Annotated in this window: 18 protein-coding genes; 9 read left to right on the top strand and 9 right to left on the bottom strand. The window is 66.4% G+C overall.

Going from position 1 to position 21,750, the window contains the following annotated elements; translation table 11 throughout:
* Positions 1-13: 13 nt before the first annotated feature.
* The gene (locus IRT45_RS21040) at positions 14-1,330 is read left to right on the top strand and encodes a YhgE/Pip domain-containing protein (protein WP_194807547.1); all 1,317 of its coding nucleotides are present in this window, start codon (positions 14-16) and stop codon (positions 1,328-1,330) included.
* A gap of 50 nt (positions 1,331-1,380) precedes the next feature.
* Here IRT45_RS21040 and IRT45_RS21045 read toward each other — a convergent pair whose 3' ends face one another.
* Positions 1,381-1,956, bottom strand: a complete 576-nt coding sequence (locus tag IRT45_RS21045; protein ID WP_194807548.1) for a TetR/AcrR family transcriptional regulator — start codon at positions 1,954-1,956, stop codon at positions 1,381-1,383.
* A 289-nt stretch (positions 1,957-2,245) separates the two neighbouring features.
* A complete protein-coding gene (locus IRT45_RS21050) occupies positions 2,246-3,514 on the bottom strand; it encodes a hypothetical protein (RefSeq protein WP_194807549.1) in 1,269 nt (422 codons plus the stop codon).
* A 157-nt stretch (positions 3,515-3,671) separates the two neighbouring features.
* Between IRT45_RS21050 and IRT45_RS21055 the strand changes: the two genes are divergently transcribed.
* The 4 genes from IRT45_RS21055 to IRT45_RS21070 all read left to right on the top strand — a co-directional run bounded on the left by IRT45_RS21055 (position 3,672) and on the right by IRT45_RS21070 (position 7,208).
* Positions 3,672-4,415 (top strand): TetR/AcrR family transcriptional regulator, encoded by a 744-nt coding sequence (locus IRT45_RS21055; protein ID WP_194807550.1) that lies wholly within the window; start codon positions 3,672-3,674, stop codon positions 4,413-4,415.
* Between the two features lie 206 nt (positions 4,416-4,621).
* Positions 4,622-5,089: a MarR family winged helix-turn-helix transcriptional regulator gene (locus IRT45_RS21060; protein WP_194807551.1), complete on the top strand. Its 468-nt coding sequence runs from the start codon at positions 4,622-4,624 to the stop codon at positions 5,087-5,089.
* Entirely contained in the window at positions 5,058-5,459 is a 402-nt protein-coding gene (locus tag IRT45_RS21065) for a DUF5313 family protein (protein WP_194807552.1), read from the top strand. The genes IRT45_RS21060 and IRT45_RS21065 overlap by 32 nt, the downstream gene beginning before the upstream one ends.
* Positions 5,460-5,678: 219 nt before the next feature.
* Positions 5,679-7,208, top strand: a complete 1,530-nt coding sequence (locus IRT45_RS21070) for a phospholipase C (RefSeq protein ID WP_194807553.1) — start codon at positions 5,679-5,681, stop codon at positions 7,206-7,208.
* Between the two features lie 18 nt (positions 7,209-7,226).
* On the opposite strand, the gene IRT45_RS37510 is transcribed toward IRT45_RS21070, so the two are convergent.
* On the bottom strand, positions 7,227-7,352 hold the full coding sequence (locus IRT45_RS37510; RefSeq protein WP_255535584.1) for a hypothetical protein: 126 nt from the start codon (positions 7,350-7,352) through the stop codon (positions 7,227-7,229).
* On the opposite strand from IRT45_RS37510, the gene IRT45_RS21075 reads away from it, so the two are divergent.
* Positions 7,351-8,571, top strand: coding sequence for a hypothetical protein (locus IRT45_RS21075; protein ID WP_194807554.1), 1,221 nt, complete (start codon positions 7,351-7,353; stop codon positions 8,569-8,571). The two genes, IRT45_RS37510 and IRT45_RS21075, sit on opposite strands and share 2 nt — an antisense overlap.
* A 95-nt stretch (positions 8,572-8,666) precedes the next feature.
* Here IRT45_RS21075 and IRT45_RS21080 read toward each other — a convergent pair whose 3' ends face one another.
* Together IRT45_RS21080 and IRT45_RS21085 are read right to left on the bottom strand one after the other, a co-directional pair.
* Positions 8,667-9,254, bottom strand: coding sequence for a TetR/AcrR family transcriptional regulator (locus IRT45_RS21080; RefSeq protein ID WP_194807555.1), 588 nt, complete (start codon positions 9,252-9,254; stop codon positions 8,667-8,669).
* Between the two features lie 176 nt (positions 9,255-9,430).
* Positions 9,431-10,852 carry an aldehyde dehydrogenase family protein gene (locus tag IRT45_RS21085; RefSeq protein WP_194807556.1) on the bottom strand — a complete coding sequence of 474 codons (1,422 nt, stop codon included), beginning with the start codon at positions 10,850-10,852 and terminating at the stop codon, positions 9,431-9,433.
* 386 nt (positions 10,853-11,238) lie between these two features.
* On the opposite strand from IRT45_RS21085, the gene IRT45_RS21090 reads away from it, so the two are divergent.
* The gene (locus tag IRT45_RS21090; protein WP_194807557.1) at positions 11,239-12,510 is read left to right on the top strand and encodes an amidohydrolase family protein; all 1,272 of its coding nucleotides are present in this window, start codon (positions 11,239-11,241) and stop codon (positions 12,508-12,510) included.
* A 79-nt stretch (positions 12,511-12,589) separates the two neighbouring features.
* Here IRT45_RS21090 and IRT45_RS21095 read toward each other — a convergent pair whose 3' ends face one another.
* From IRT45_RS21095 to IRT45_RS21105, 3 genes are all read right to left on the bottom strand, one after another.
* Entirely contained in the window at positions 12,590-13,405 is an 816-nt protein-coding gene (locus tag IRT45_RS21095; protein ID WP_194807558.1) for a mycofactocin-coupled SDR family oxidoreductase, read from the bottom strand.
* Between the two features lie 117 nt (positions 13,406-13,522).
* A complete protein-coding gene (locus tag IRT45_RS21100) occupies positions 13,523-14,719 on the bottom strand; it encodes a CaiB/BaiF CoA-transferase family protein (RefSeq protein WP_194807559.1) in 1,197 nt (398 codons plus the stop codon).
* The gene (locus tag IRT45_RS21105) at positions 14,709-17,129 is read right to left on the bottom strand and encodes a CaiB/BaiF CoA-transferase family protein (RefSeq protein ID WP_194807560.1); all 2,421 of its coding nucleotides are present in this window, start codon (positions 17,127-17,129) and stop codon (positions 14,709-14,711) included. The genes IRT45_RS21100 and IRT45_RS21105 overlap by 11 nt, the downstream gene beginning before the upstream one ends.
* Positions 17,130-17,516: 387 nt before the next feature.
* On the opposite strand from IRT45_RS21105, the gene IRT45_RS21110 reads away from it, so the two are divergent.
* Positions 17,517-18,422 carry a nuclear transport factor 2 family protein gene (locus IRT45_RS21110; RefSeq protein ID WP_194807561.1) on the top strand — a complete coding sequence of 302 codons (906 nt, stop codon included), beginning with the start codon at positions 17,517-17,519 and terminating at the stop codon, positions 18,420-18,422.
* 20 nt (positions 18,423-18,442) lie between these two features.
* Positions 18,443-19,303, top strand: a complete 861-nt coding sequence (locus IRT45_RS21115; RefSeq protein WP_194807562.1) for an alpha/beta hydrolase — start codon at positions 18,443-18,445, stop codon at positions 19,301-19,303.
* An 80-nt stretch (positions 19,304-19,383) separates the two neighbouring features.
* On the opposite strand, the gene IRT45_RS21120 is transcribed toward IRT45_RS21115, so the two are convergent.
* On the bottom strand, positions 19,384-21,681 hold the full coding sequence (locus IRT45_RS21120) for a CoA transferase (protein WP_194807563.1): 2,298 nt from the start codon (positions 21,679-21,681) through the stop codon (positions 19,384-19,386).
* Positions 21,682-21,750 lie beyond the last annotated feature (69 nt).

The raw sequence follows: 21,750 nt of genomic DNA on the forward strand, positions 1-21,750 counted from the left end.
CCAGGAGCATCAGATGAGCGACCGTCCCGACCACACCGAATCCGCGCCGGCCCCGCCGCGCTCGATAGGTTTGCGATGGATCACACCGGCTGTCGTGGTGACGGTGTTCGTATCCCTGCTCGGGCTCATGTACCTCGCCTATGTCGCAAAACCCGACCAGAACCTGCACCACTATCCGATCGCGATCGTCGACAGCGATGTCGGTGACACCATCGCGGGATCGGGCGCACACGTGAACTACGGCCGCCAGGTTCTCGACGCCGTGACCACGCACACCTCACCCGAACGATTCGACCTTCGCGTGGTCGGCATCAACGAAGCCCAGCAGCTGATGCAGGACGGTAAGGTCTACGGCGCCTTGATCATTCCCGCCGATTTCACGAAGCGCCTCGGCAATCTCGGTGCCGGTTCCGTCCTGCCGGGAGATCTGCAGCGACCGACGATCACCATGCAGACCAATCCGCGCCTGGGCCCGTTCGCCACCTCGCTGTCCACCACGTTCGCGAATCAGACGGTGACGGCCGTCAACACCGCCCTGGGACCCGAACTCGTGGACCGGGTGCAACAGCAACTGGGCCCGGCCACCCAGCTCAGCGCGGCGACCCGGCTGACCTTGAACGAGCCCGTCCAGCCGGTCGTCGAGGCCTATCACGGTATGCCCGACGGATCCGGCAAGGGCCTGACCGCCTTCTTCTTCGCGCTGACCGTCCTGCTCGGCGGTATGACCGGCGCGATGACCGTGCAGGGGCTCATCGACTCGTTCCTGGGCTTCGCGCCGACCGAATTCGGCCCGTTCTTCAGCCACGCGCCCGCCGCACCGATCTCACGCCTGCGCACCTTGCTGATCAAGTGGGGCGTCATGGCCGCGGCAGCGACACTGAGCGCGGGCGCCCTGATCGGTATCGCCGCGGCATTGGGCGTACACATGGACCGGCCGTTCGAGTTGTTCCTCTACAGCGCATTCGCGATGACCGCGGTCGGCGTCACCGCATTGACGATCATGGCCGCCGTGGGTTCGGTGGGAATCCTGATCAACCTCGTGTTGTTCGTCATCCTCGGAATGCCGTCGGCGGGTGGGACACTCCCGATCGAGGCAACGCCACGGGTTTTCGAACGGCTGGCCTTGTTCGAGCCGATGCGTCAGGTCTACCTGGCCGTTCGCTCGCTGATGTTCTTCGACGGCAGTGCCTCGGCAGGGCTGGAACGCGGGCTCTGGATGACCATCGCCGGACTCGCCATCGGGCTCGTGTCCGGTGTCCTGGTGACCGCCTTCTACGACCGGAAGGGATTGATTCGCACCGCCCGCGTACCCGCCCCGCAGCCGGCATGATCGAGCAGGCCGAGCATCACGACAGGCCGAGCATCACGACAGGCCGAGCATCACGACAGGCCGAGCACCGCCGACACGGCGGCGCGAACCCGAGCAGCGACGGCCTCCGTCGATGACGTGTCGAACTTTCCGTCCAGATGCAGCATCGCCAAGCCGTGCACCAGCGCCCACATCGCGGTCGCGGTCGGTTCCGGGTCCGCATCCGGAAATGCTTCTCGCACCAGCGATTCCACATAGTCGTGGATGGCCGCCACCGCGTCGACCCGGTCTCGATCGGTCGGATCGCAGGATTCGGTGAACATCACCCGGAACATTCCCGGCCGCGTCAACGCGAACTGAACATAAGCGACCGCGACGTCGCCGAGACCTGCGGGAGACACCGGGCTCGGATGCACCGCCACCAGATGGTCGACCAGGTCGCGGTACCCGACCGCGGCGACGGCGGACAGCAACGCATCGCGATCGGCGAAATGGCGGTACGGCGCCGCGGTGGAAACACCCGCGCGCCGTGCCGCCCCACGGAGTGACAGCTCCGCAGAGCCACCCTCCTCCAAAATCTCCACCGCCGCCCGCACCAGCGCATTGGGCAGATCACCATGGTGATACGGCGTTGCCGACATTGTCATCAGAATCGACTCCAACAAGTTCCGTCCTCGACTACTCGATTCAACGGTAGCGCCGCGCCGGAATGCAGCTCGAACGCCGGTGCACGGACAGATCACGTCGAGTCCCTACTGCTTCGCACCGGGCGCGCTCGCCCGGACTTCCGACTGCGAGCGCGCCCGCGCCGATGCCGTGGAGGCTTTCCGGCGGGTACTTCGCCGACCCCCATCACGCCCCGGTCGCGCACGGTGGCCACAGGATCGGATCGGTCATGTGCCGCGCAGACACCGGCTCCAGGTCGGGGAATCCGGCCTACAGCACCGGCTGAAAACGTCGCTCGTACCCGGCGGCTCGCGCCGCCAATTGCGCAGCGCGCTCGGTGGCGGTCACGGTTGCCATTCCCGGCGGCACGGCGGCGGCGAGTGAGGAGACGCTCACGACCTTGGCAGAGATGGCCGGCCCGCCTCGTTCCGGCAGCCGGTCGGACAACACCTGCCAGCGAACGAAGAGGGTGCCGTTCGTCAGACCGTCCGGATCGATCCAATTGCGGTAGCCGGGATCTTCGAGAGAAAGCACGAGGGTGTAGGTGCCATCCGGGTTCGGGACGGCTTGCTCGTTGTTCAAACTGCTTGTGTGATGGGCGAAGTCGGGTGTGACCATCCACGTGTCGGTGACCGGGACGACGAAGTATCCGGCGCCGCCGGGATCGACCGTGATCACAACGGCGGTGTCGTCGTCGATGCGGAAATTCGCGAGCGATTGCTGCTGGGTGGTCAGCGTGCCGGGGATCGTGTTCGGCGGCGGAGGGGCGGGGATGACGTTCGCCGGAGTGGACAGCGACTGGAGCAGATATGCCTGCCGCTTCGCCGCGCCGCGCATGAGCACCGACGCGGCCAGGTTCGCCATCTCCTGTTCGGTCATCGGCGGCGGAGGGGGCGGACCCGCAATCCGTTGGACCTCGAGGGCGATCGGTGTCTGCCCCGCTGGGTCGGTGGTGGTGTTACGGACGAACAGCTGTGCCGTGTCCGGAGTACTTTGCAGATGATTGACCCGTCCGTCGGCCGGTCGGTTGTCTACCGTGATCGTGAAGGACCCGTCGGGCGCCACCTCGAGATCGTGAATGCCGATATTGCCGACGAGCCCGAAGTCCGTGACGTCGTCGACGAGCGAGAAGTTCCAATCGACCGGGCGTTGCGGAACGACCTTTCCGCGGATCACGTAGCTCGACGATCCGTCCATCGGAATGATGCGATAGGTCGTGTCCGGGTTGTCCCACGCATATCGGCTTCCGGGTACGTCGACTCCCAACCAGTTGTGTGGCGGCATGATCGTAGCGAGCACATGCGGTCGATACGGATCGGCATCGACCGCGATCTGAGCGGCACTGAAAGCCTCCTCCTCGTAGTCGCGATCCGCACGGGCGCGATCTGCCGCGCTGATCGGGCCGTGCGCGGCGGTCACGGCAGCGATCGCTTGCTGTTCGACGTCATGCTTGGCTTGCCGCACAACGGGATTGCTCACGATCCGTTCGGCGAGTTGCTCGAGGAGAAGCTGATCGGGCGTGGTGAGCGGGTTGAACACGGGGCCCGCGACTCCGGCCGGTGAGGCTGTCGCGGCGCCGGCGAACGGAGTAAGGCATGTCAGTGTCAGGGCGCACACCACAGCACGTACAGACGGAGCGAAATGGCGCATGGATAGCCTTTGCGATCAAGAGTGGAAGTCTGCGTACCCGTGTCGTATGTCGACCACGCTGTACGACAGGTGTATTAACTTACTACATCTGTCTTATTTGCATGTCAAGGAGGAGCGTATGTCGTCGCCGGCTCGCCAGCGCACCCGCGAGCACCTACTGCAGACCGCGGAGCGATTGTTTGCCGAGGAGGGGATCGCGGCCGTTTCACTGCGCAGGGTGATCGCGGAGGCGGGGCACCGCAACCCCTCGGCAATCCGCTACCACTTCGGCGCCAAGGAGGATCTCCTCGAGGCCATCATCGCTTCCCGGGCCGGCTCCATGAGCGCGCGGCGCCTCGAACTTCTCACGCACTTCGACCATCACGATCCCGACGCCGCGCCGCGCGGCGTGATGGAAGCCGTCGTTCGCCCCTTCCTCGAGGTGGGACCGTCGGAGAGGTACTACAGTCGGTTCCTCGCGCGGCTGAATGCCGAGCGCCAACTTGTGCCACTCTTCGAAGTCGTTGCGCGGCAGACCGATTCGATCGGGCAGGCAACCAGAACCATCACCGAGATCCTCGCCGACTGCACGGCGCACCTTCCCGCGCCCATCGCCGCGCAACGGCGGTCGATGGCGATGGGCCTGGCATTGTCGGCCATAGCCGACCGGCACGGTTCCGGTGACCATCTCGACCAGTTGACCGATGAGGCATTCCTGTTCAACATCGTCGACGCCGGGACCGCGATCCTGTCGAGTCCGGCGTCCGAGCAAACCCTCGGAGCGGTACTTCCGCCCGCTTCCGAAGCTTAGGTGGCCCGCGGCTGCACCGGAGGCAGGACATCGCCGTCGGCCCCGTTCGCATCCGAGAAGTGCAGCCCTGACCCGGACCGGCCTGCGCAATCCCGCCGCCGCCGCGCAACGGCCTAGGGGCGTGTCGCCTACCTAACACCCTAATAGTTTGTGCGTTAACTGTTACTGCACTAATCTAATAGGAGAGGCGATGATCAGGAGGGACCATGACGGTCGAAACGGACGACCCGCTCCGGCTGGATCGGCAGGTGTGCTTCGCGCTGGCGGTGGCCAACCGGTCCGTTCTCGGGGTATACCGGCCGCTGCTGGAACCGCTGGGGCTGACGCATCCGCAATATCTCGTGATGCTGGCCCTGTGGGGAGAGGCGCCGATGTCGGTGCGAGACATCGCCGATGCGATCCAGCTCGATTCACCGACCCTGTCGCCACTGCTCAAACGGCTGGAAAACGCGGGCTTGATCACCCGACGCCGCGATCCGGTCAACGAACGCGCACTGGTCGTTGATCTCACCGACGCCGGACGTGAACTGCGGCGGGCAGCCGAGCGAATTCCCGGGGCCGTCGTCGCGCGGCTGGGCGTGAGCCTGGACGATCTCGAAGAACTGCGCGAAGTGCTCACCCGAGTCAACGAAGCAGCCAAACATGCCACACTCAGAGGAGAAGGCAGTGACTGAACAAACCCCGACCATCTCGCAACGCATCCGGTACATCTGCGGAGCGACGCTGCCACCGTCGATGCGCGAGTGGGTGCTTCGCGACCAGACCGGGCCGGGCGCGGCCCGCCGCTATTTCACACGCTTCCTGGTTCCTCCCATTCCGCTGCTGTGCCTGTTCCTGCTGGTTCCGGGGCCCGTGTGGATGGGACCGGCGATGGCTTCGCTGGTGTATCTGCCGCTCGCCTTTTTCGCCATCGCGTTGATGTATGTCTACCGGCGCCACGTACTCCTCAAGCACGGCCTGGATCCGGAGCTGGCCAACGAGGAGGAACGCCGCCGCGCGGCCGAGGAGCGTGAGCGCTACCAGGTGCGCTACGGCCGCGGCTGAGCCCAGCACCCCACCACTCCCCCGCGGCGCGAGCCCGCCCAGCAGGTGCCGCGACGCCCACGGTGGGCATTGTTCAGCCTCCGTTCATGTTTTCACCCGTCAACGATCACCCGGATCGGCTTCGATTCAAGAAATTGGTCGATTGTCCAGGATCTGGGTGGTTCGCCTGCTTGCGAGCGCCGGCGCCACCTGATTCCACAATGCTGGGAAGAGGTGGGTATGGGTGCGTTCGACGGAATCAACCGGCGAGGGTTTCTCGCCAAAGCGATGGCCGCCGGCGGGGCAGCGGCAGTCGCCTCATGGGCTGGACCGATCATCGCCAAGGCACACGCCGCTGATCCGGCCGGGACGGGTGGGCTCGGTGATATCGAGCATTTCGTGTTGCTGATGCAGGAGAACCGGTCCTTCGATCACTACTTCGGAACCTATTCCGGCGTACGAGGTTTCGGCGACCCGTCACCGGCGTGGCAGCAGTTCGGCTATACACCGGGCGTGGGGCGCGACCCGGACGGGTTCCTGGTGCCCTTCCGGCTCGACACCACCCGCGGCCCCAGTCTCGACGGTGAGTGCATCAACGACCCTGATCACAGCTGGTCCGGCATGCACGAGGCGTGGAACGGCGGACGTAACGACAAGTGGATGCCGATGTCGATTTCCAAAGTCGGCGTGGGCAACGGTCCCGCGGCGATGGGTTATTACACCCGCGAGGACATTCCCGTGCACCACGATTTGGCGAATGCCTTCACGCTGTGCGACGGCTACCACTGTTCGGTGCTCGGGCCCACCGATCCCAATCGGCTGTATTGGATCTCGGGGACCATCGACCCCGACGGTCACAACGGCGGACCGCACGTGATGACCAATCCGCTCATCAGACAGAACACTTTCAGCTGGCGCACCATGCCCGACAACCTGCAAGAGGCCGGAGTCAGTTGGAAGATCTACAACAACAACGACGTCGGGCCGATCTCCCAGGTGTTCCTCGACGGAATGCTGAGCTCGTTCAAACAGGCTGCGGACCCGAATTCTCCACTGGCCCAACGTGGTAAGACGCCGGTGTTTCCACACGACTTCGCCGCCGATGTCGCCGCGGGTACCTTGCCCTCGGTGTCGTGGGTGATCCCGCCGCTGATCAACTGCGAACATCCGGCACTACCACCGGCTTTCGGCGCGGTAGGAATCATGCAGGTCCTCGACATCCTCACCTCCAACCCGGCCGTGTGGGAGAAGACCGCACTGATCGTGTCCTACGACGAGAATGGCGGCTTCTTCGATCACGTCACACCGCCCACCCCGCCGCCGGGCACGCCCGGCGAGTACCTCACCGTGGATCTGAACCGCGTGTGGGACGCGCGAGGCGTGGCCGGCCCGATAGGCCTGGGCTACCGGGTGCCGTGCCTGGTCATTTCTCCCTACTCCCGCGGCGGACTGGTGGCCTCGGATACTTTCGACCACACGTCCCAATTGCGTTTGCTGGAAACGCGTTTCGGTGTCGAGGTGCCCAACCTGACCCGCTGGCGCCGCTCTGTCACCGGCGATATGACCTCGGCATTCGACTTCGCCTCCGCCCCGGACGCCTCGGCGCCGCCGGTCACCGACCCCCACTCGCGCACCGATGCCGCCGCGGCTCAGTGCGGCCCCAACGTCGTCCTCGGCACAGCCACCGTCGGCACCCCGTATCCGGTGCCGTCCAACTCGATGCCCGAGCAGCAGCCCGGCACCCGTCGTCGCCCCAGCGGCGTCCGCTGAGCGCATTACGCACAACCGTCACTCGAATAGCGATGTGCCCGACGGCGCGCGCATCGCCGGAACTTCCTCCACTTCGTCGATCGCTCTCTCGGCCGCGCCGCGGCCGTGTTCGAGCGTCACCGACAGAAAGACGTCCGATTTCATGCGCTTCACAGCTTCGGCCCCGACGCTCGGGGCAATCGCCGTTACCGCGATCCTCGGCACAGCCGTCCTGATTCCCTGCGCCGCCCCGGCGAACGCCGAGGCCGGCGAAAGTCTCGCCGCGACGGCCGTCGTGGACGCGGGAGCGATCTGCGGCCATTCCTCCCCCACCGTCGACGACATCGCCACGGCGACCGCGACAGCCCTCCGCACCGTCGTGCCGGCACCCCAGCAGACGGACTTCGACCAGCGCGTCGAGGAATTCCGCGGTGCCATCGCCACGCTCCATGTCCATCCCGACCTACTCGCCGTCGGCCCGGTGAACGACCGCACGCAATTCCTCGACGATCCCATCGTCACCAATGTGGTCAACGCGCTCGATGCCATCCGATCCGGGCGTATCGATCACACGATCCCGCTGTCGGCGTTGACGGTCAACGACGTGATCGAGATCTTCATCCTCGCTACCCGGGTGGTCAAGATCCCGGCACAGCTGGGTGCGAGCATGGTACCCACGGCGGGTTTCGTGCTCAGGCCGATCGTGGGCGCGCTGTTCAACGGAGTGAAGGCCCTGGCACGCGCCGTCCAGCGGCAACTGTCCACCACCGGATGCCCGTCACCCGGCAACTATTCGACACTGCAACCGGACCTCCCCGACGAGCACGTGGATGTCCCCCAGCCGCTGCTGGATCTGGCCGATCAGGTCGTCGTAGCCGACGGTCGTTGCACACCCATCGCCGAGCTCACCACCTCCGAAGTCGCCGAACGCACCCGCAATTTCCTCACCAGCACCCCCGGTCTGGTGTCCGACGTCGACGCGGTGAACGCGAATGCGGCTGTGCTGCAAGACTTCCTGCGCGAGAACCGGGTCGCGAAGCTCGCGGTCATGCGACGCACCGAGCAACTCGGACCTCTGGTCGACAGCGCCGACAACGGGGTGCTGACCTTCCTCGCGAATCTGGGCTTCGACATCTACGAAGGTCACGCGCTCGACACGGTACCGCTTGCGCAGGTGCGGGTGGAAAACGTCCTCGCCCTCGTGACACTCGCATTGGACACCACCAGCCTGCTGCTGACCGCCGGCAATTCCGCGCTCGGACTCGCCGGTGTGCCGGTCACCGTGACGACTCCGTTGGGCATCGCACAAACGCTGGCCTTCGCGCCCACGACCTACGGTGCGCCCATCCTGCGCGGCGTCCTGCAGTCGATGTGCGCGGTCTAGGGCACGCGAAGATCAGCGGCGCGCCGGTCGACAAGACGGCCGTTGCCCACGTCGGTGAAATCGACATGGGCAACGGCCATCCTCGGCGGGCGACTTCACCGGTGCCGAGCGGCGATCGAACCGAACGTCCTCAACAACATGCGGAGCTCGACTTCTTCGAGCTCGGCATTGTCCGGCTCCGCCGTGGTGCGCTCGTTCGGCGTCTGGGACCGGGCCGACGTGACGAATACCGAGCGAGCCAAAGCGGTTCCGATCAAGGTGAGGGCCATGATGCTGACTTCTGCCGCGTCCACACCCTCATCGAGCTCGTGGCGGCTCGCGGCGCGTGCGGTGAGATCTTCGAGGGTCTTTCGGGTGACGCGATAGACATTGTCGTGCAGGACCCGGCGCAGTCCGGCGTCGTGGGCGGCATGCCCCATCAGCGACAGCAATGCCGGCCCCGCGCTCGCGTCGATGATCCGCTGTTTTCGCCGTAGCAGTTCCCGCAGATCGCCTTCGAGACAACCGGTATCGATATCACCGAGTTCGGCGGCCGCGATATGGGACGCGACCGCGGCGGTGAGCGCCTGTTTCGAAGGCCACCTTCGGTAGATGGAGGCGGTCGAGGCGCCTGCCCGCCGTGCGACTTCGGCCGTGGTGAATGCCGCATACCCGACCTCGTTCAACACCTCGATCGCCGCCATGATCAGCGCTTCATCCAGACGAGGATCGTTGCTGCGCCCTCTGTTCGAAGGTCTCGGCGGGCCTGTCATAGCTGGAACTCCAAGTGTTGCGGTGGTTCATTTCGATGTCGAACGTGTTCCTCTCCTCTTTACCAGGATGATCGGCGGGCACCTGAGCCACGGGGATCCCGCGACATTCAGCCTCGTCGCAACAGGGTCTGCGCGAATCGACGACCGAGCGCGGAGGTCGGCGGCTGGACAAGCCCCAGCGTGTCGGGCTTCAGAGGTTTTGTGAGAACCGGCTTGAGGTGTGTGAAAGTTCGCCACGAGTGGATGCCGTGATAAGCGCCCATCCCGCTGGCACCGACACCTCCGAACGGTAGCCCGGTCGAGCCGGCGTGGATGATCCCCGCGTTGTGAACGATCGCGCCCGAGGAGGTGTTGCGTTCGAACAGATCGCGAGTCTCGGCCGAGGAACTGAAGACATAGAGGGCAAGCGGCTTGTCCCAGGCGTTGACGACCCGGACCGCTTCGTGGGCGGAGGCGACGGGCACGATGGGGAGAATCGGGCCGAAGATCTCTTCCCGTAACACCGGCACCGCCGCATCCGGCCCGACAGAGGCGGCACCGTCGGGCACCGTGACAACGGTCGGGGCGATGTAGCGCTCGCCGCGGTCGTGCTGCCCGCCCACATTCACCTGCACTCCGTCCAGCAAACCGATGAGCCGGTCGAATTGGCGCTCATTGATGATGCGGCCGTACTCGGCACCCACGCGCGGGTCACTGCCATACAGCTCGCCGATCGCCTTGTCGAGCGCGGCAACCAGGGCCGGGGCCCGCTCGGGGGTGGTCATGACATAGTCCGGGGCGATGCACGTCTGACCGGCATTGGTGAATTTCGCCCACGCCAACCGGCGTGCGACATCGGCCAGATTCGCGTCGTCATCGAACCAGACCGGAGACTTGCCGCCCAGTTCGAGGGTGACGGGCGTGAGATGTTCTGCGGCCGCGCGCATCACGATACGTCCCACAACCCCACCACCGGTGAAGACGATGTGATCGAACTTGCAGGTCAGGAGCTCCGTTGTCTCGGGGACACCGCCCTGCACGACACGAACGGCCCCGTCGGGGAAGTACTGCGGAACGAGGCGCGCGATCAATGCCGATGTGGCAGGGGCGAGTTCGCTCGGCTTGACCACTGCGGTGTTACCGGCCGCCAGCGCACCGGTCAGCGGGTCCAGCAGCAACTGCATGGGGTAGTTCCACGGAGCGATGATCAGCACCACTCCCAGCGGCTCACGAACGAGTCGAGCGCGGGCCGGAGACAGCGCCGGAGAGATCGGGCCGCGGCTGGGCCGAAGCCAGCGGCGGAGGTGGCGAAGCGCATGGTTGATCTCGCCGATCGTCACGCTGATCTCGGTGATCTGCGCTTCCGCCGGACTCTTGTGGAGATCCGTCCAGAGTGCGGCCTCGAATGCCGACTCGTTCTCGGTGAGCATGGCACGGAGCGCACGAAGGTGTCTGATGCGGCTGTCGACCGGCTTCGTCGCGCCCGAGTCGAACAGGATCCGCGAGGCGGCGACGATGTCAGCGATCGAAGCAGATGTCGAAGTGTCCATGAGTCGAGCGTACTCCAAAACGAAACGGAATAGTTTCGTTTCCTTCGTCACGTGGATGCCGGCATTGGCGCAGACCCCCTACGTACGACGCGGAGCGGATCACCGGTCCACAGCGGAAGCCTCAGAAGCCGGCTCGGCAGATCCGTAAACTATGTGCAACGTTTCCACCTAGATGCCCCGGTTGGCCCTACAGAGAAACGGCTTCACTAGCCATTTCTCCCGACAGAAGTAAAGTTTGTGGCGCCGAGGATGGACGTGTGGTCCAAATTATAGATATAGTTTTAGAAGGTTCGGCACGACTGTCCCCCAGATCGCGGGTGCTCACTCCCGAGCCGCAACGTATTCAGGCTGCCCGTCCGGGCAGCCGTCTCCTAGGAAGGACCACCATGACGGCGACGTTGCCTGAAGGGGCTGCCACCGACATCGACGATCTCCGGATCGTGGACTGCGACGCCCACCTGACCGAGCCTGCCGATCTCTGGACCGCGCGGGTGCCCGAATCGCTGCGTGGACGGGTGCCGGTGCAGGAGACACGCAACGGTGTGACGGCTTGGTACGTCGACGGTGAGATGTGGGCGAGTATCGGCGGCAACACCATCGGTCACGGCCCCAAGAAGGTGCTGGGAACCAACACCCTGCAGCCGTTCGAGGAGATCCATCACTCCGCCTGGTCTACCAAGGAGCGGCTCGATCTCCTCGACGACCAGGGCGTATGGGCGCAGGTGCTGTACCCGAACGGCGTCGGATTCTCCTCCAACCACATCTTCGCGGTCCCCGACCTGGAACAGCGAACGATGATCCTGCAGACCTACAACGACTTCCTGATCGAGGTGCAGCACGAATCCGGAGGGCGGCTGCTGCCACAGGGAATGCTCCCGATCTGGGACATGGACCTGACGGTGAAGGAGATGACCCGCCTGATCGACAAGGGAATGACGGGCTTCACCCTGTCGGACAAGCCCGAGCTGCTCGACCTGCCGGAACTGCCCGAACCGTATTTCGAGCCGATGTGGGACATCTTCAACTCCACCGAGACGGTCGCCAATTTCCACATCGGCGCCGGCGGCACCCGAGAGGAGTCGGAGGGCATCCGCCGCACCATGCGCGAGCAGCGGGAGGGAAAGACTCCGGTGTCGACCGGGGGCAAGAGGATCGCACCGCCGAGCTGGGGCAGCTTCGGCCCGCAGCGCTGGCTCGCGGTGATGGCTACGCAGATGTACATGAGCAATGTCCGTATCGTGACGAATCTGTGCATGAGCAATCTGTTCGACCGCTACCCGAAGCTCAAGATCGTGTCCGCCGAAAGCGGCATCGGTTGGGTGCCGTTCCTGCTGGAGGCACTGGAGTATCAGCTCGATGAGATGGTCACCACCCCGGCCGAGAAATCGCTGCAGCAGCGACGGCCCACGGAGTACTTCCGTGACCACCTGTACGTCATGTTCTGGTTCGAGTCCTCCGCGCCGCAGAAACTGGTCGACGACATCGGCGTGAACAACATCCTGGTGGAAACCGACATCCCGCATCCGACGTGTCTGTATCCGAATGCCAAGGGGCACTTCGCCCGCGTGCTGTCGGGTCTCGACCCGGCCAGCCGCCGCCGCATTCTGCAGGACAACGCCGCCGAGCTGTACGGCATCGATATTCCGGCCGTCGTCTGATCGACTGCGCCGGATATGACGAAACCGCTGCGGGAGTCGAAAAGTCGACTCCCGCAGCGGTTTTCTCGTCGGAGCGGATTCAGATCCGGGTGCTGCCGTGGTCCACGGTGAATTGCGCCGCGGTGATGGTGCGCGAATCGTCGCTCGCCAGGAACAGCACCGACTTCGCGATGTCCTCCGCGTCGGTGGCGGGCGGATCGAACAGGATCTGTCCCATCGCGTTCTGATAGGACGGATTGTCGGCGAAGACCTTCTCGCCCTCGGGTCCCAGCGCGCCCATCGGCGTCGACACCGCCCACGGGTGCAGGGAATTGACCCGGATCCGATACGGCGCCAGCTCCTGCGCGGCGGATTTGACCAGCCCGACGACGCCGTGTTTGGCGGCCGAGTAATGTGCCTGCCCCGGAAGCGATTTGATGCCGGCCGAGGAACTGGTCGCGATGATCGAGCCACCGTTTCCGGCCTCGATCATATACGGAACCGCGGCCCGCAAGGTGTGGAAGACCCCGGTGAGGTTGATGTCGATCATGCTGTGCCAGCGCTCGATGTCCATCTCCCAGAACCGGCCCCACGTCACGATTCCGGCATTCGCCACCACGACGTCCAGGCGGCCGCCCAACTCGGCGACACCCGACGTCACCACGTCCGACACCGCCTTCAGGTCCCGCACGTCGACCTGGGCCGAGACGATCCGGCGATCGGCCTTCTCGACCAGGCGTACCGTTTCGGCCAGATCGTCCGGTGTTGCCGCCGGGTAATCGGTGCGGGTCGGTGAGGCGCAGACGTCGATCGCGATGATGTCAGCGCCTTCTTCGGCGAGGAGCACGGCCTCGGCCCGGCCCTGTCCGCGGGCCGCGCCGGTGACGAACGCGACCCGGCCATCCAGTTTTCCCATGTGTTTTCCTTCCTGTGCCCGGAGCTCTCTCCGGTCGGATTCGCTACAGGGCGGTGCTCACGGCTCCATGAAGATGGACTGCGAGCACCGCCCTACTGCTGCCGAAGCGGTTGTCGTTCAGCCGGTCGCCGACGCTGCGACGCGTTCCGCCGCGTCGGCGCCGAGGATCTCGGACGAATGCTCCCCCCGGTCCGGGGCTCGCCGGATCGCCGGGAGTGGCGGTGTCACCCGCACCGGCAGGGCAGGGACGGCCGGACCGTCGTTCTCGTCCGCCAGCCACCGCGCCCGTTCCACGAAGTGCGGATCACCGAGCAGATCGGCGCCCTCGTTGACGGGTGTCACCGGGATGTTGTGCTCGGTGGCCGCCCGAATCCAGTACGCGGCGGGCCGGCTCGCGAAGATTTCCGCGATCTCGGCGCGCAGATCGTCGCGGCCGCGCAGCCAGTCCGCCTCTCGATCCGCGGGAAAGGCATCCGATAGGTCCGGCCGGCCCACCAATGCGGCGAAACGCTCCAGGAATTTGGGTTCCATCGCCTGGAACAGGACGTGCCGCCCGTCGGCGGTGCGGTAGTACTGCACGAGAACCGAATCCTCGAACAGATCGCCCGCCATATCTCCTCCGGCGGCGTCGTTCGGTGCGGCCTGCTCGTCGTGGCGCCAGCGCACCACATCGGCCGCCCGCGCATAGGTGGCCGCATCCGCCTGGGCGATATCCAGGTAGGCCGGCCGGCCGGTCGCCCGCGCGTGCAGGACCGCGGAAACCGTGGCCAGCGCGGCGTGCAGCGGAGCCGTGAGGACACCGGCCGGCATCTGGTTCGGCTGCGGAATGCGAGGGCGACCCCGCGCGTCCGCAGCCGGGGGCAGCGCTCCGGCATACGCGTCGAATGCGGGGCCGTGACTCGGAAACGACCGGTACGGTCCGGTGTCGCCGAACCCCGACAGGCAGGTGAAGACGAGCGCGGGGTTCACCCGCAACAAGTCCTCGTAGCCCAGACCGTGCCGGGCCAGATATCCCGGCCGGCGCCCTTCCACCACCACCTCGGCGTCGGCGACCAGATCGCGGAAGCGGGCCTGTCCGGCCTCGGTGTCCAGTTCGATCACGACGCTGCGCTTGCCCCGATTCCACAGCTGATGCAGGTCCGAGGTGCGCTGTCCGGCTCGCCGCCCGATCGAGCGCACATAATCGCCGCTGCCGGACTCGACCTTGATCACGTCGGCGCCCAGTTCCGCCAGATGCCCGCCCAGGGCGCTCGGCGACAGGATCGCCACCTCGATCACCCGGACCCCGGCGAGCAGGCCACCCTCAGCCGACATGACTGACCGCCGCATCCCGTGCGGCGACCGGCCGCGCGCCGGCGCCGATGCCGTCGGGATGCCTGCGCTCCGGCGGCGCCGACCGCGCGATACCCTCCCGTTCCAGTCGCTCGATCTCGGCATCGGTATAGCCGAGCGAGCGCAACACCGGCTCCGTGTGTTCACCGAGTTCACACGGCAGTCCCTCGACCGGTTCGGCGCCGGCCATGCGTACGCGCGGCTTCAATCGCCAATACGTTCCGAACGCGGGGTGTTCGGCACTGTCCACCAAACCCGCGTGGACCAGGAAATGCTCGAGCGTATGGTCGGCGGCCGACACGATCGGCACCCGCTGCGCCACCGCCGCCGCCTCCCACTCCGCGGCGGTCCGGCTGACGAAGACGTCTTCGAGCAACCATTGCAGGACCCGATCGTGGGCGGCACGATCGTCTCGATCGGCGAAGCGCTCGTCATCGAGCCATTCCGGTTTGCCCAGCAGGTTCACCAGGCGCGGCCACTCGTCATCACCCGAGGCGAGCATGACCCAGCCCTCGGCACATTGATAGAGCCGGTCGAGGGCAGAGAAACCGGTCTGCTCGGTGGTCAGCTCCAGCCGCGCCGGGCGCCCCTCGTACGACTCCATCCGCGCCGAATGCACCCACCCCGCGCTGACCAGCATGCTGGTCTCGAGGTACTGGCCGATGCCGTGCCGGTCGCGCGCATAGAGCCCCAGCGCCAGTGCGACACCGGTCGCCAGACCCGAGCACGGATCGGCGTAGGAGTCGTTCACCGGAGGGTTTCCCTTCCCGGCCTGCGCGATACCGCCGCCGCAGAGGGCGTTCGGCGTCGAATGGAATGCCGCGCGGTGCGCTTCGGGGCCCTTGCTGCCGTAGGAGGCGCCGTAGAGATAGACGAGGTCCGGCCGAATCGCGCGCGCCTGCTCGTAACCGAAGCCGAGTTTCTCCGGCACCCCGGGACGGAAGTTGTGGATCAGGGCGTCCGACTGCTCGATCAGCCGATGCAATACCTGCTTGCCTTCCGGCGATTTGAGATCGAGGGCGACGGATTCCTTGCCGTTCCCGATGTGGACGAATTCCAGCCCACTGCTGCGGAAGGGGTCACCGTCCAGCGGCTCCACCTTGATGACCCGGGCACCGAGTTCGGCGAGCAGAGTCGGTCCGAGGGGCGCCGCCAGGAAGGACGCGATCTCGAGAATCGTGTACCCCTGCAGTGGCAGGCCGGCCGATTCGCCGGCACCCGCGGACGTGTCGGGCCGGGTCGCGGGCTCCCAGCCGGACCACGGCGCCGCGGAGTCCAGCGCGGGCGCCGAGGAAACGACCCGCCCCGGCGTCCGATCCGCGGTGACCAGCGGGCCGAGTTGAAGGATGGGCCCCACCTCCGGATCATCGACCGTGACCACGCGTTCGTTGGCTACCAGCTGGGGATGGCGCAGGAATTCCTCCTCGGTCAGGAACGGATCCGCCCCGATATCCAGGGTGCGGAACATGTCCATCCATTCCTCCTGGGTCCGCTCCAGCATCCGGTCGCGGACCCGCGCCTCCCACTCCTGCGCGTCCTCGAGACTCTGGACGCCGAGAGGGAGCCCGGCCCAGCGCGGCTGCTCCAGTTCATCCCCGAGCCCGATCGCATTCATCCAGTTCCGGTACAGGCGCGGTTGGCGGCAGCACATCTGGATATGGCGACCGTCGGCGGTTTCGACCGTCAGGAAGCACAGCCGGATACCGCGCAGCAGCAGGACCGAGTCGGCGCCGCGGGCCGCCACCGGAACCACCTCCTCACCACGGCGCTCGAAGGCCAGGCGCATGGTCGCCGCTGATATGCCGTCCAGCAGACTGGTGGACACCGACCGGCCTCGTCCGGTCCGCTCCCGCTGCAACAACGCCGCCACGATGGCCTGCACGGCCAGCATGGCCGCGCCGTAGGTGCTCGCGGGCGAGGCCAGATACAGCGGCCGGTCGAGGTCGCCGTGGGCTCCGGAGAGCAGATCGTTGCCCATCAGCCGGCCGACCTTCGCGGTCACCATCTGTTCGCTGCGGCCGAAGTGTTCCAATTCGGCGGCTTCGCCGAACCCGGTGATCCCGCAGTGGACCAGGCGCGGATTGCGTGCGGTCGTCAACTCGGGAGTCAGGCCGTATCCGGTGGCCTCGGGCCCCAGCGATTCGACCAGAACATCGGCATCGGCCACCAGAGCGTGCAGCTCGGCACGTCCCCCCTCCGTGGTGAGATCCAGGACGAGGCTGCGCTTACCCCGGTTCCAGAAGCGAAAGCCCTGCTGCCCGCGCGCGCTGTCGCCTCCTGGGGGCTCGACCTTGACCACGTCCGCCCCGAAGTCGGCGAGGACCGCGGCGGTTACGGACAACATCCCCTCGGTCAGGTCCACGACGCGGAGACCCTCGAACAGGCTGACCATGATCTTCCTTCCCGGCTGCGCTCAGCGCGCCGCCAAACCCACCGCCGGCGCGACGCGAACACGAGACGGATATGCCGTGGACGGGCAGTCGCCGAACCGACATGACCGCTGCTCAGGGCGTTGCCGACATCCATACGAATCGTTGTCGACTCACTATGTGACTCAAACTATATACATGGTTAACGGCCATATTCAATGCCTACCGTGAGACATGCAGAGAGTTGACGTGACATGCCCATTGACACTGAACATGATTTACGTCATAGTTCAGGCCTGTCTCCATGGCGGCCCGTAGGGATGTCCCCATGCCGACGCGGTGTCCACCGCGATTCCGGTATCGAGTGCGGGCGTCGCCGAATATCGATTCACACAGAGCGGAATGGATCAATGACGACCACTATCGCCGATGATCAGCGACAGGAACCGGCCGAGCCGACGGCTGCCGACCACCTGCAGTTCACCGACCGTCTTCTCCTTGCTCAGCGCCAAGCCGAGAAGCATATCGAGATCGAGATCACCGAGGATATCGACGACCTCCTCGGGACGCTGGCCGACGACGGGCCGTACGCCTATACGTTGAATCCGGTGGTCGAGGAGGGGCGCGTCCGCCAGCACCTCATCCACACCCGCGACGAGATCCGCGACTGCTACGTGACCCTGCACAACAACATGGGCCTGCGAGGCTGGGAGTCCACGACCCAGGTGCTGTCCTCCTGGTACACCTTCCACGCCGGCTTCGCGACCGTCGAGGTGAAGGCGGACGGATCCCACCAGGATTACGAGGCGCTGGTTCTGTTCCCGACGATGGGCAGCCGGGGTATCACCGGTGAGATGTTCTGGGCGCGGATCACCCCCGGGCCGACCACGGAACCGGGCGAGTCGCTGTCGCAGATGCGCGCGAGCCTGCGCGCCGAGCACGACGCATACCTGGAAGCCGTGCGCCGCTCGGATATCGAGGGAATGCTCACCGCGATGTCGGACGATGTCCAGGTCGGGATGCGCGATTACACACTCGGCGCCATCGACCCCTCGAAGTCGCTGGTCGAACTGGACGGCAAGGACGCCGTGCGCGCACACTTGGAGCGCATGTTCGCCAGCTTCGTCCCCGAACGCGTCGACGTCGTTCAGCGCAACGTGGACGATTGGTACATCTTCAGCGAACTCCGCTGGGTCGTCCGTTCCCGGCACGACGATCAGCGCATCACCTTCCTGACCGCGGACTACGCGGAACTGGGCCCCGACCGCAAGATCGTCGCTCGCCTCGGGCACGGGACCGCGCCGGTGGCGGTCTGAGATCGTCGATGAATCCTCCCGTGCGCACGGTACAACTGCGATGCACGACGGAGACCGGGGCCGGGGTGGCGGGAACAGCGTTCCTGCCACCCCGGCCCCGCGCCGCAGTGGTGTGTTTTCCCGGCGGCCGGTTCACCCGCGACTACTGGGATCTGCAGGTCTCGCCGGAAGCTCCCGACGACTACAGTTTCGCCCGGTTCGCCGCGGCCCGTGGAGTGGGTGTGGTGACCATCGACCATCTGGGTACCGGGCACAGTTCCCGGCCCGACCCCGAACCCACCGCCGAACAGGTCCGTGACGCCAACGCGGCGGCGACGGCGGCCTTCCTGGAGCAGACCGGTCTACGTGGTCTGCCGACGACCGGCGTCGGTCATTCCATGGGCGCCGCCCTGCTCCTGCATCAGCAATCCACATATCGCAGTTTCGACCGTCTGGCCGTGCTGGGGTATCCGAGCGGCCCGCTGACGATGTGGCGGCCCGACGGCACCCGCTGGCGGCTCACCGCCGGCAACGCCGCGCACCGGCAGCGCGACGTGCATTACACCAATCTGGGACCCGACCTGCCCGCGCCGGTGCGGGCGGCGGTACGGGCCGCGGCCACCGTCGTTCCCGGTCCCGTCGCGGAATGGGTTTCCCGTCCCGGAGTCGTGGCCGCCGCGGCCGCCACGGTCGAGGTTCCGGTCCTGCTGGGATTCGGGGACCGCGACGTCACCGCGGATCCCGCACTCGAACCTCGCGCGTATCCCCGGGCCGCCGAGCTGCGACTGGTCGTGATCGACGGCTCGTTCCACTGCCACAACCTGGCGCCGACACGGCGTCGGCTGTGGGCCGCGGTGACCCGCTGGGCTGCCGCCGACGAGGTCGAGCCCACGACGCGATAACGCCGGAAGGGGCGCTACGGGCGGCGTTGTCGCCGTTACCCGTAGCGCCCCTTTCCCGTCCGAACCGGGCGCCGCGCCGCTCAGCGGTAGAGCGCGACCGAGAATTCGGTGAGCGGACCGCCCTCCGCCACGACCCCGCGGCCGATGAGCTCGTCGATCGCCTCGTCGGCCAGTCCTACGCTGCGCAGCAGTTCCCGGGAGTGTTCTCCCAGCCCGGGCGCCCGCAAGGCACCACCGATCCGGCCCCGATCGAATCTCGCGTACCGGCCGGGCACGAAGAACTCCTTGCCGTCGGCGCGCGTGATCGGTTGCAGGTACCCGCCCGAGAGCACATCGGGGTCCTGGGAGAGATCCTGATAGGTGACCGCCGCCACGGCGTCGCCCCCGGCATCGATGACGAGTTTGACGGCGTCGGCCGTATCCAGCTCGCGCAGACGCCCGGCCAGCTGGTCCTGCAGGTGCATCGGATCCGCCGGAATCGACTCGAGCAACCCACCCTCGGCGAGCAGCCGCGCCGACGGCAGGTAGAGGCGCACAGCGCCGTCGGCGGTCTCGTAATACCGATCCAGAGGCGACGGTCCCCGATAGTCCGGAGCCCCGAACCGAACGGCGGGCCGTGCCTGGTAACGAGTGAGCTCGCCGCACTGCATGTAGGCCGCCACGGTGGTGAGCGAGACGTCGAACCGCTGCCCCTCGCCGGACCGAGCGCGGTGGTACAGCGCCAGGCACGAGCCGAGCGCCATCGCGCATGCCGCGGTCACGTCGTTCACGGCGATACTCGAGAAGACCGGATCACCGGTGCCGCCCTGCGCCGCCATCATTCCCGACGCCGCCTGCAGAATCGGATCGAAACCGGGTTTGCCGGCGTAGGGCCCGATGTTGCCGAACCCGGTGATCGACCCGGTCACGATATCGGGACGCACCCCGGCCAGCGCCTCGTGGTCGATGCCGAGCCGCTGCAGCACACCGGGCCGGAAGTTGTCGAGAACCACGTCGGACTCCGCGACAACTGTGCGAAATACCTTGTTGCCCTCGCTGTTTCGAAGATCGACCGGGAAACTGCGCTGGCCGCGGTTGTAATGCCATCCGATGTGGCGGAAGCTGTCGGCAGCGCTCGGTTCGACCTTCACGACCTCCGCACCCAACTCCGCGAGCAGGGAGCCGGCGAACGGCCCGGCGAGCACCGCACCCAGATCGAGCACCCGGAAACCCGTGAGCGGACCACCGGCCGACATGTCGGCCGCGGTCCGCCCCACGGGTCCCCGAGCCGGACCGCGGTGCCTCGGCAGCCAGTCGACGTCGTTGTCGAAGCTGCGCGAGACCGGTTCCACGGCCGGGGTACCGATGAGTTCGACCGGGGTCCACGGCATTTCGACCGCGCCGAACTCGGGGTCGTCGACCACCTTGTGCTGGCCCAGGGCGACCATCTGGGGATGATCGAGGAATACGCCGGCTTCGGCGACGGCGCTGGCGGGACAATCCACCTCCTCGAGCAATACCAGCCACTCGTCACGGGGACGGGCGGCGAAGGCAGCGGCGATGCGCGCACGTACCCAGTCGCGGTGTTCGACCGAGTACAGCTTCGCGTGATCGCCCGCGATTCTCGGGTCGGTCAGGATGTCGGCCACGCCGAGCAGTTCGAACGCCGCGATCTGGAACTTCGGCAGCAATGCACCGAGCAGCAGCCATTTGCCGTCCGAGCCACGGTAGGTGGAATACGCCGGATTGGGGCCGTGCGGCCCGACCGCCGTGTCGGGCGGCGCGACGAGGGGGTCGACCACCATCGTGGCCGCGGCGGTGATGAGTGCCGCGTGCATCCCGTCCACCACGACCTGCTGTCCGGTTCCGGTTCGCTCGCGCTCGATCAGCGCGGCAACCCCGCAGGTCGTGCCCCAGAGGGCCTGCTCATAGGTCACGTACGGAAAGACCGGTTCGACCGGGCCACCGTCATACGACGACTGCCTGCGGGCGATGCCGGTCGCGGCCGTCATCAGGCCGTCGGCGCTGCGCGACGGAGTGTTCTCCCCCACCCGGAATCCGGGCAGCGACAGGTGTACCAGGCCGGTGTCAACGGCCCGCGCCCGTTCTGCCACATTCGCGGCAGCCGACCGGCTGGTGATCACCAGGTCTGCCTGGGCCAGCAGCGCCGTGACGGTCTCGGCGTCGGGCGCACTGCGCACGACGCGCTTGTTGCGATCCCACATCGGCTCGCCGGGGTCGCTTTCGTGCCCATCGTGGGCGGACGGCGATACGATCCGGATCACATCCGCCCCGAAGTCGCCGAACAGCATTGCCGCGACCTGACCGGCGGTGCCGTCACTCAGATCGAGTACGCGTATATCGCTCAGGGCCGATTTCGGCCGCCCCGGACGTTCCACGCTCGTCTCCTCTCCGGCGCGTCGCGCCAGATCTTCGCCGGCGCATCGTGCCGGCACCTCACTGCGCGA

It is taken from the genome of Nocardia sp. BSTN01 (genome assembly GCF_015354405.1).
In the GTDB taxonomy this organism is placed as follows: domain Bacteria; phylum Actinomycetota; class Actinomycetes; order Mycobacteriales; family Mycobacteriaceae; genus Nocardia.

Bases quoted from the DNA above. Each gene is read 5' to 3' on its own strand.
- IRT45_RS21090 (WP_194807557.1), top strand. From the start codon at position 11,239: ATGACGGCGACGTTGCCTGAAGGGGCTGCCACCGACATCGACGATCTC.
- IRT45_RS21045 (WP_194807548.1), bottom strand. From the start codon at position 1,956: ATGACAATGTCGGCAACGCCGTATCACCATGGTGATCTGCCCAATGCG.
- IRT45_RS21085 (WP_194807556.1), bottom strand. From the start codon at position 10,852: ATGGACACTTCGACATCTGCTTCGATCGCTGACATCGTCGCCGCCTCG.
- IRT45_RS21075 (WP_194807554.1), top strand. From the start codon at position 7,351: ATGCGCTTCACAGCTTCGGCCCCGACGCTCGGGGCAATCGCCGTTACC.
- IRT45_RS21070 (WP_194807553.1), top strand. From the start codon at position 5,679: ATGGGTGCGTTCGACGGAATCAACCGGCGAGGGTTTCTCGCCAAAGCG.
- IRT45_RS21065 (WP_194807552.1), top strand. From the start codon at position 5,058: ATGCCACACTCAGAGGAGAAGGCAGTGACTGAACAAACCCCGACCATC.
- IRT45_RS21080 (WP_194807555.1), bottom strand. From the start codon at position 9,254: ATGGCGGCGATCGAGGTGTTGAACGAGGTCGGGTATGCGGCATTCACC.
- IRT45_RS21105 (WP_194807560.1), bottom strand. From the start codon at position 17,129: ATGGTCAGCCTGTTCGAGGGTCTCCGCGTCGTGGACCTGACCGAGGGG.
- IRT45_RS21055 (WP_194807550.1), top strand. From the start codon at position 3,672: ATGTCGACCACGCTGTACGACAGGTGTATTAACTTACTACATCTGTCT.
- IRT45_RS21100 (WP_194807559.1), bottom strand. From the start codon at position 14,719: ATGTCGGCTGAGGGTGGCCTGCTCGCCGGGGTCCGGGTGATCGAGGTG.
- IRT45_RS21095 (WP_194807558.1), bottom strand. From the start codon at position 13,405: ATGGGAAAACTGGATGGCCGGGTCGCGTTCGTCACCGGCGCGGCCCGC.
- IRT45_RS21040 (WP_194807547.1), top strand. From the start codon at position 14: ATGAGCGACCGTCCCGACCACACCGAATCCGCGCCGGCCCCGCCGCGC.
- IRT45_RS37510 (WP_255535584.1), bottom strand. From the start codon at position 7,352: ATGAAATCGGACGTCTTTCTGTCGGTGACGCTCGAACACGGCCGCGGC.
- IRT45_RS21110 (WP_194807561.1), top strand. From the start codon at position 17,517: ATGACGACCACTATCGCCGATGATCAGCGACAGGAACCGGCCGAGCCG.
- IRT45_RS21060 (WP_194807551.1), top strand. From the start codon at position 4,622: ATGACGGTCGAAACGGACGACCCGCTCCGGCTGGATCGGCAGGTGTGC.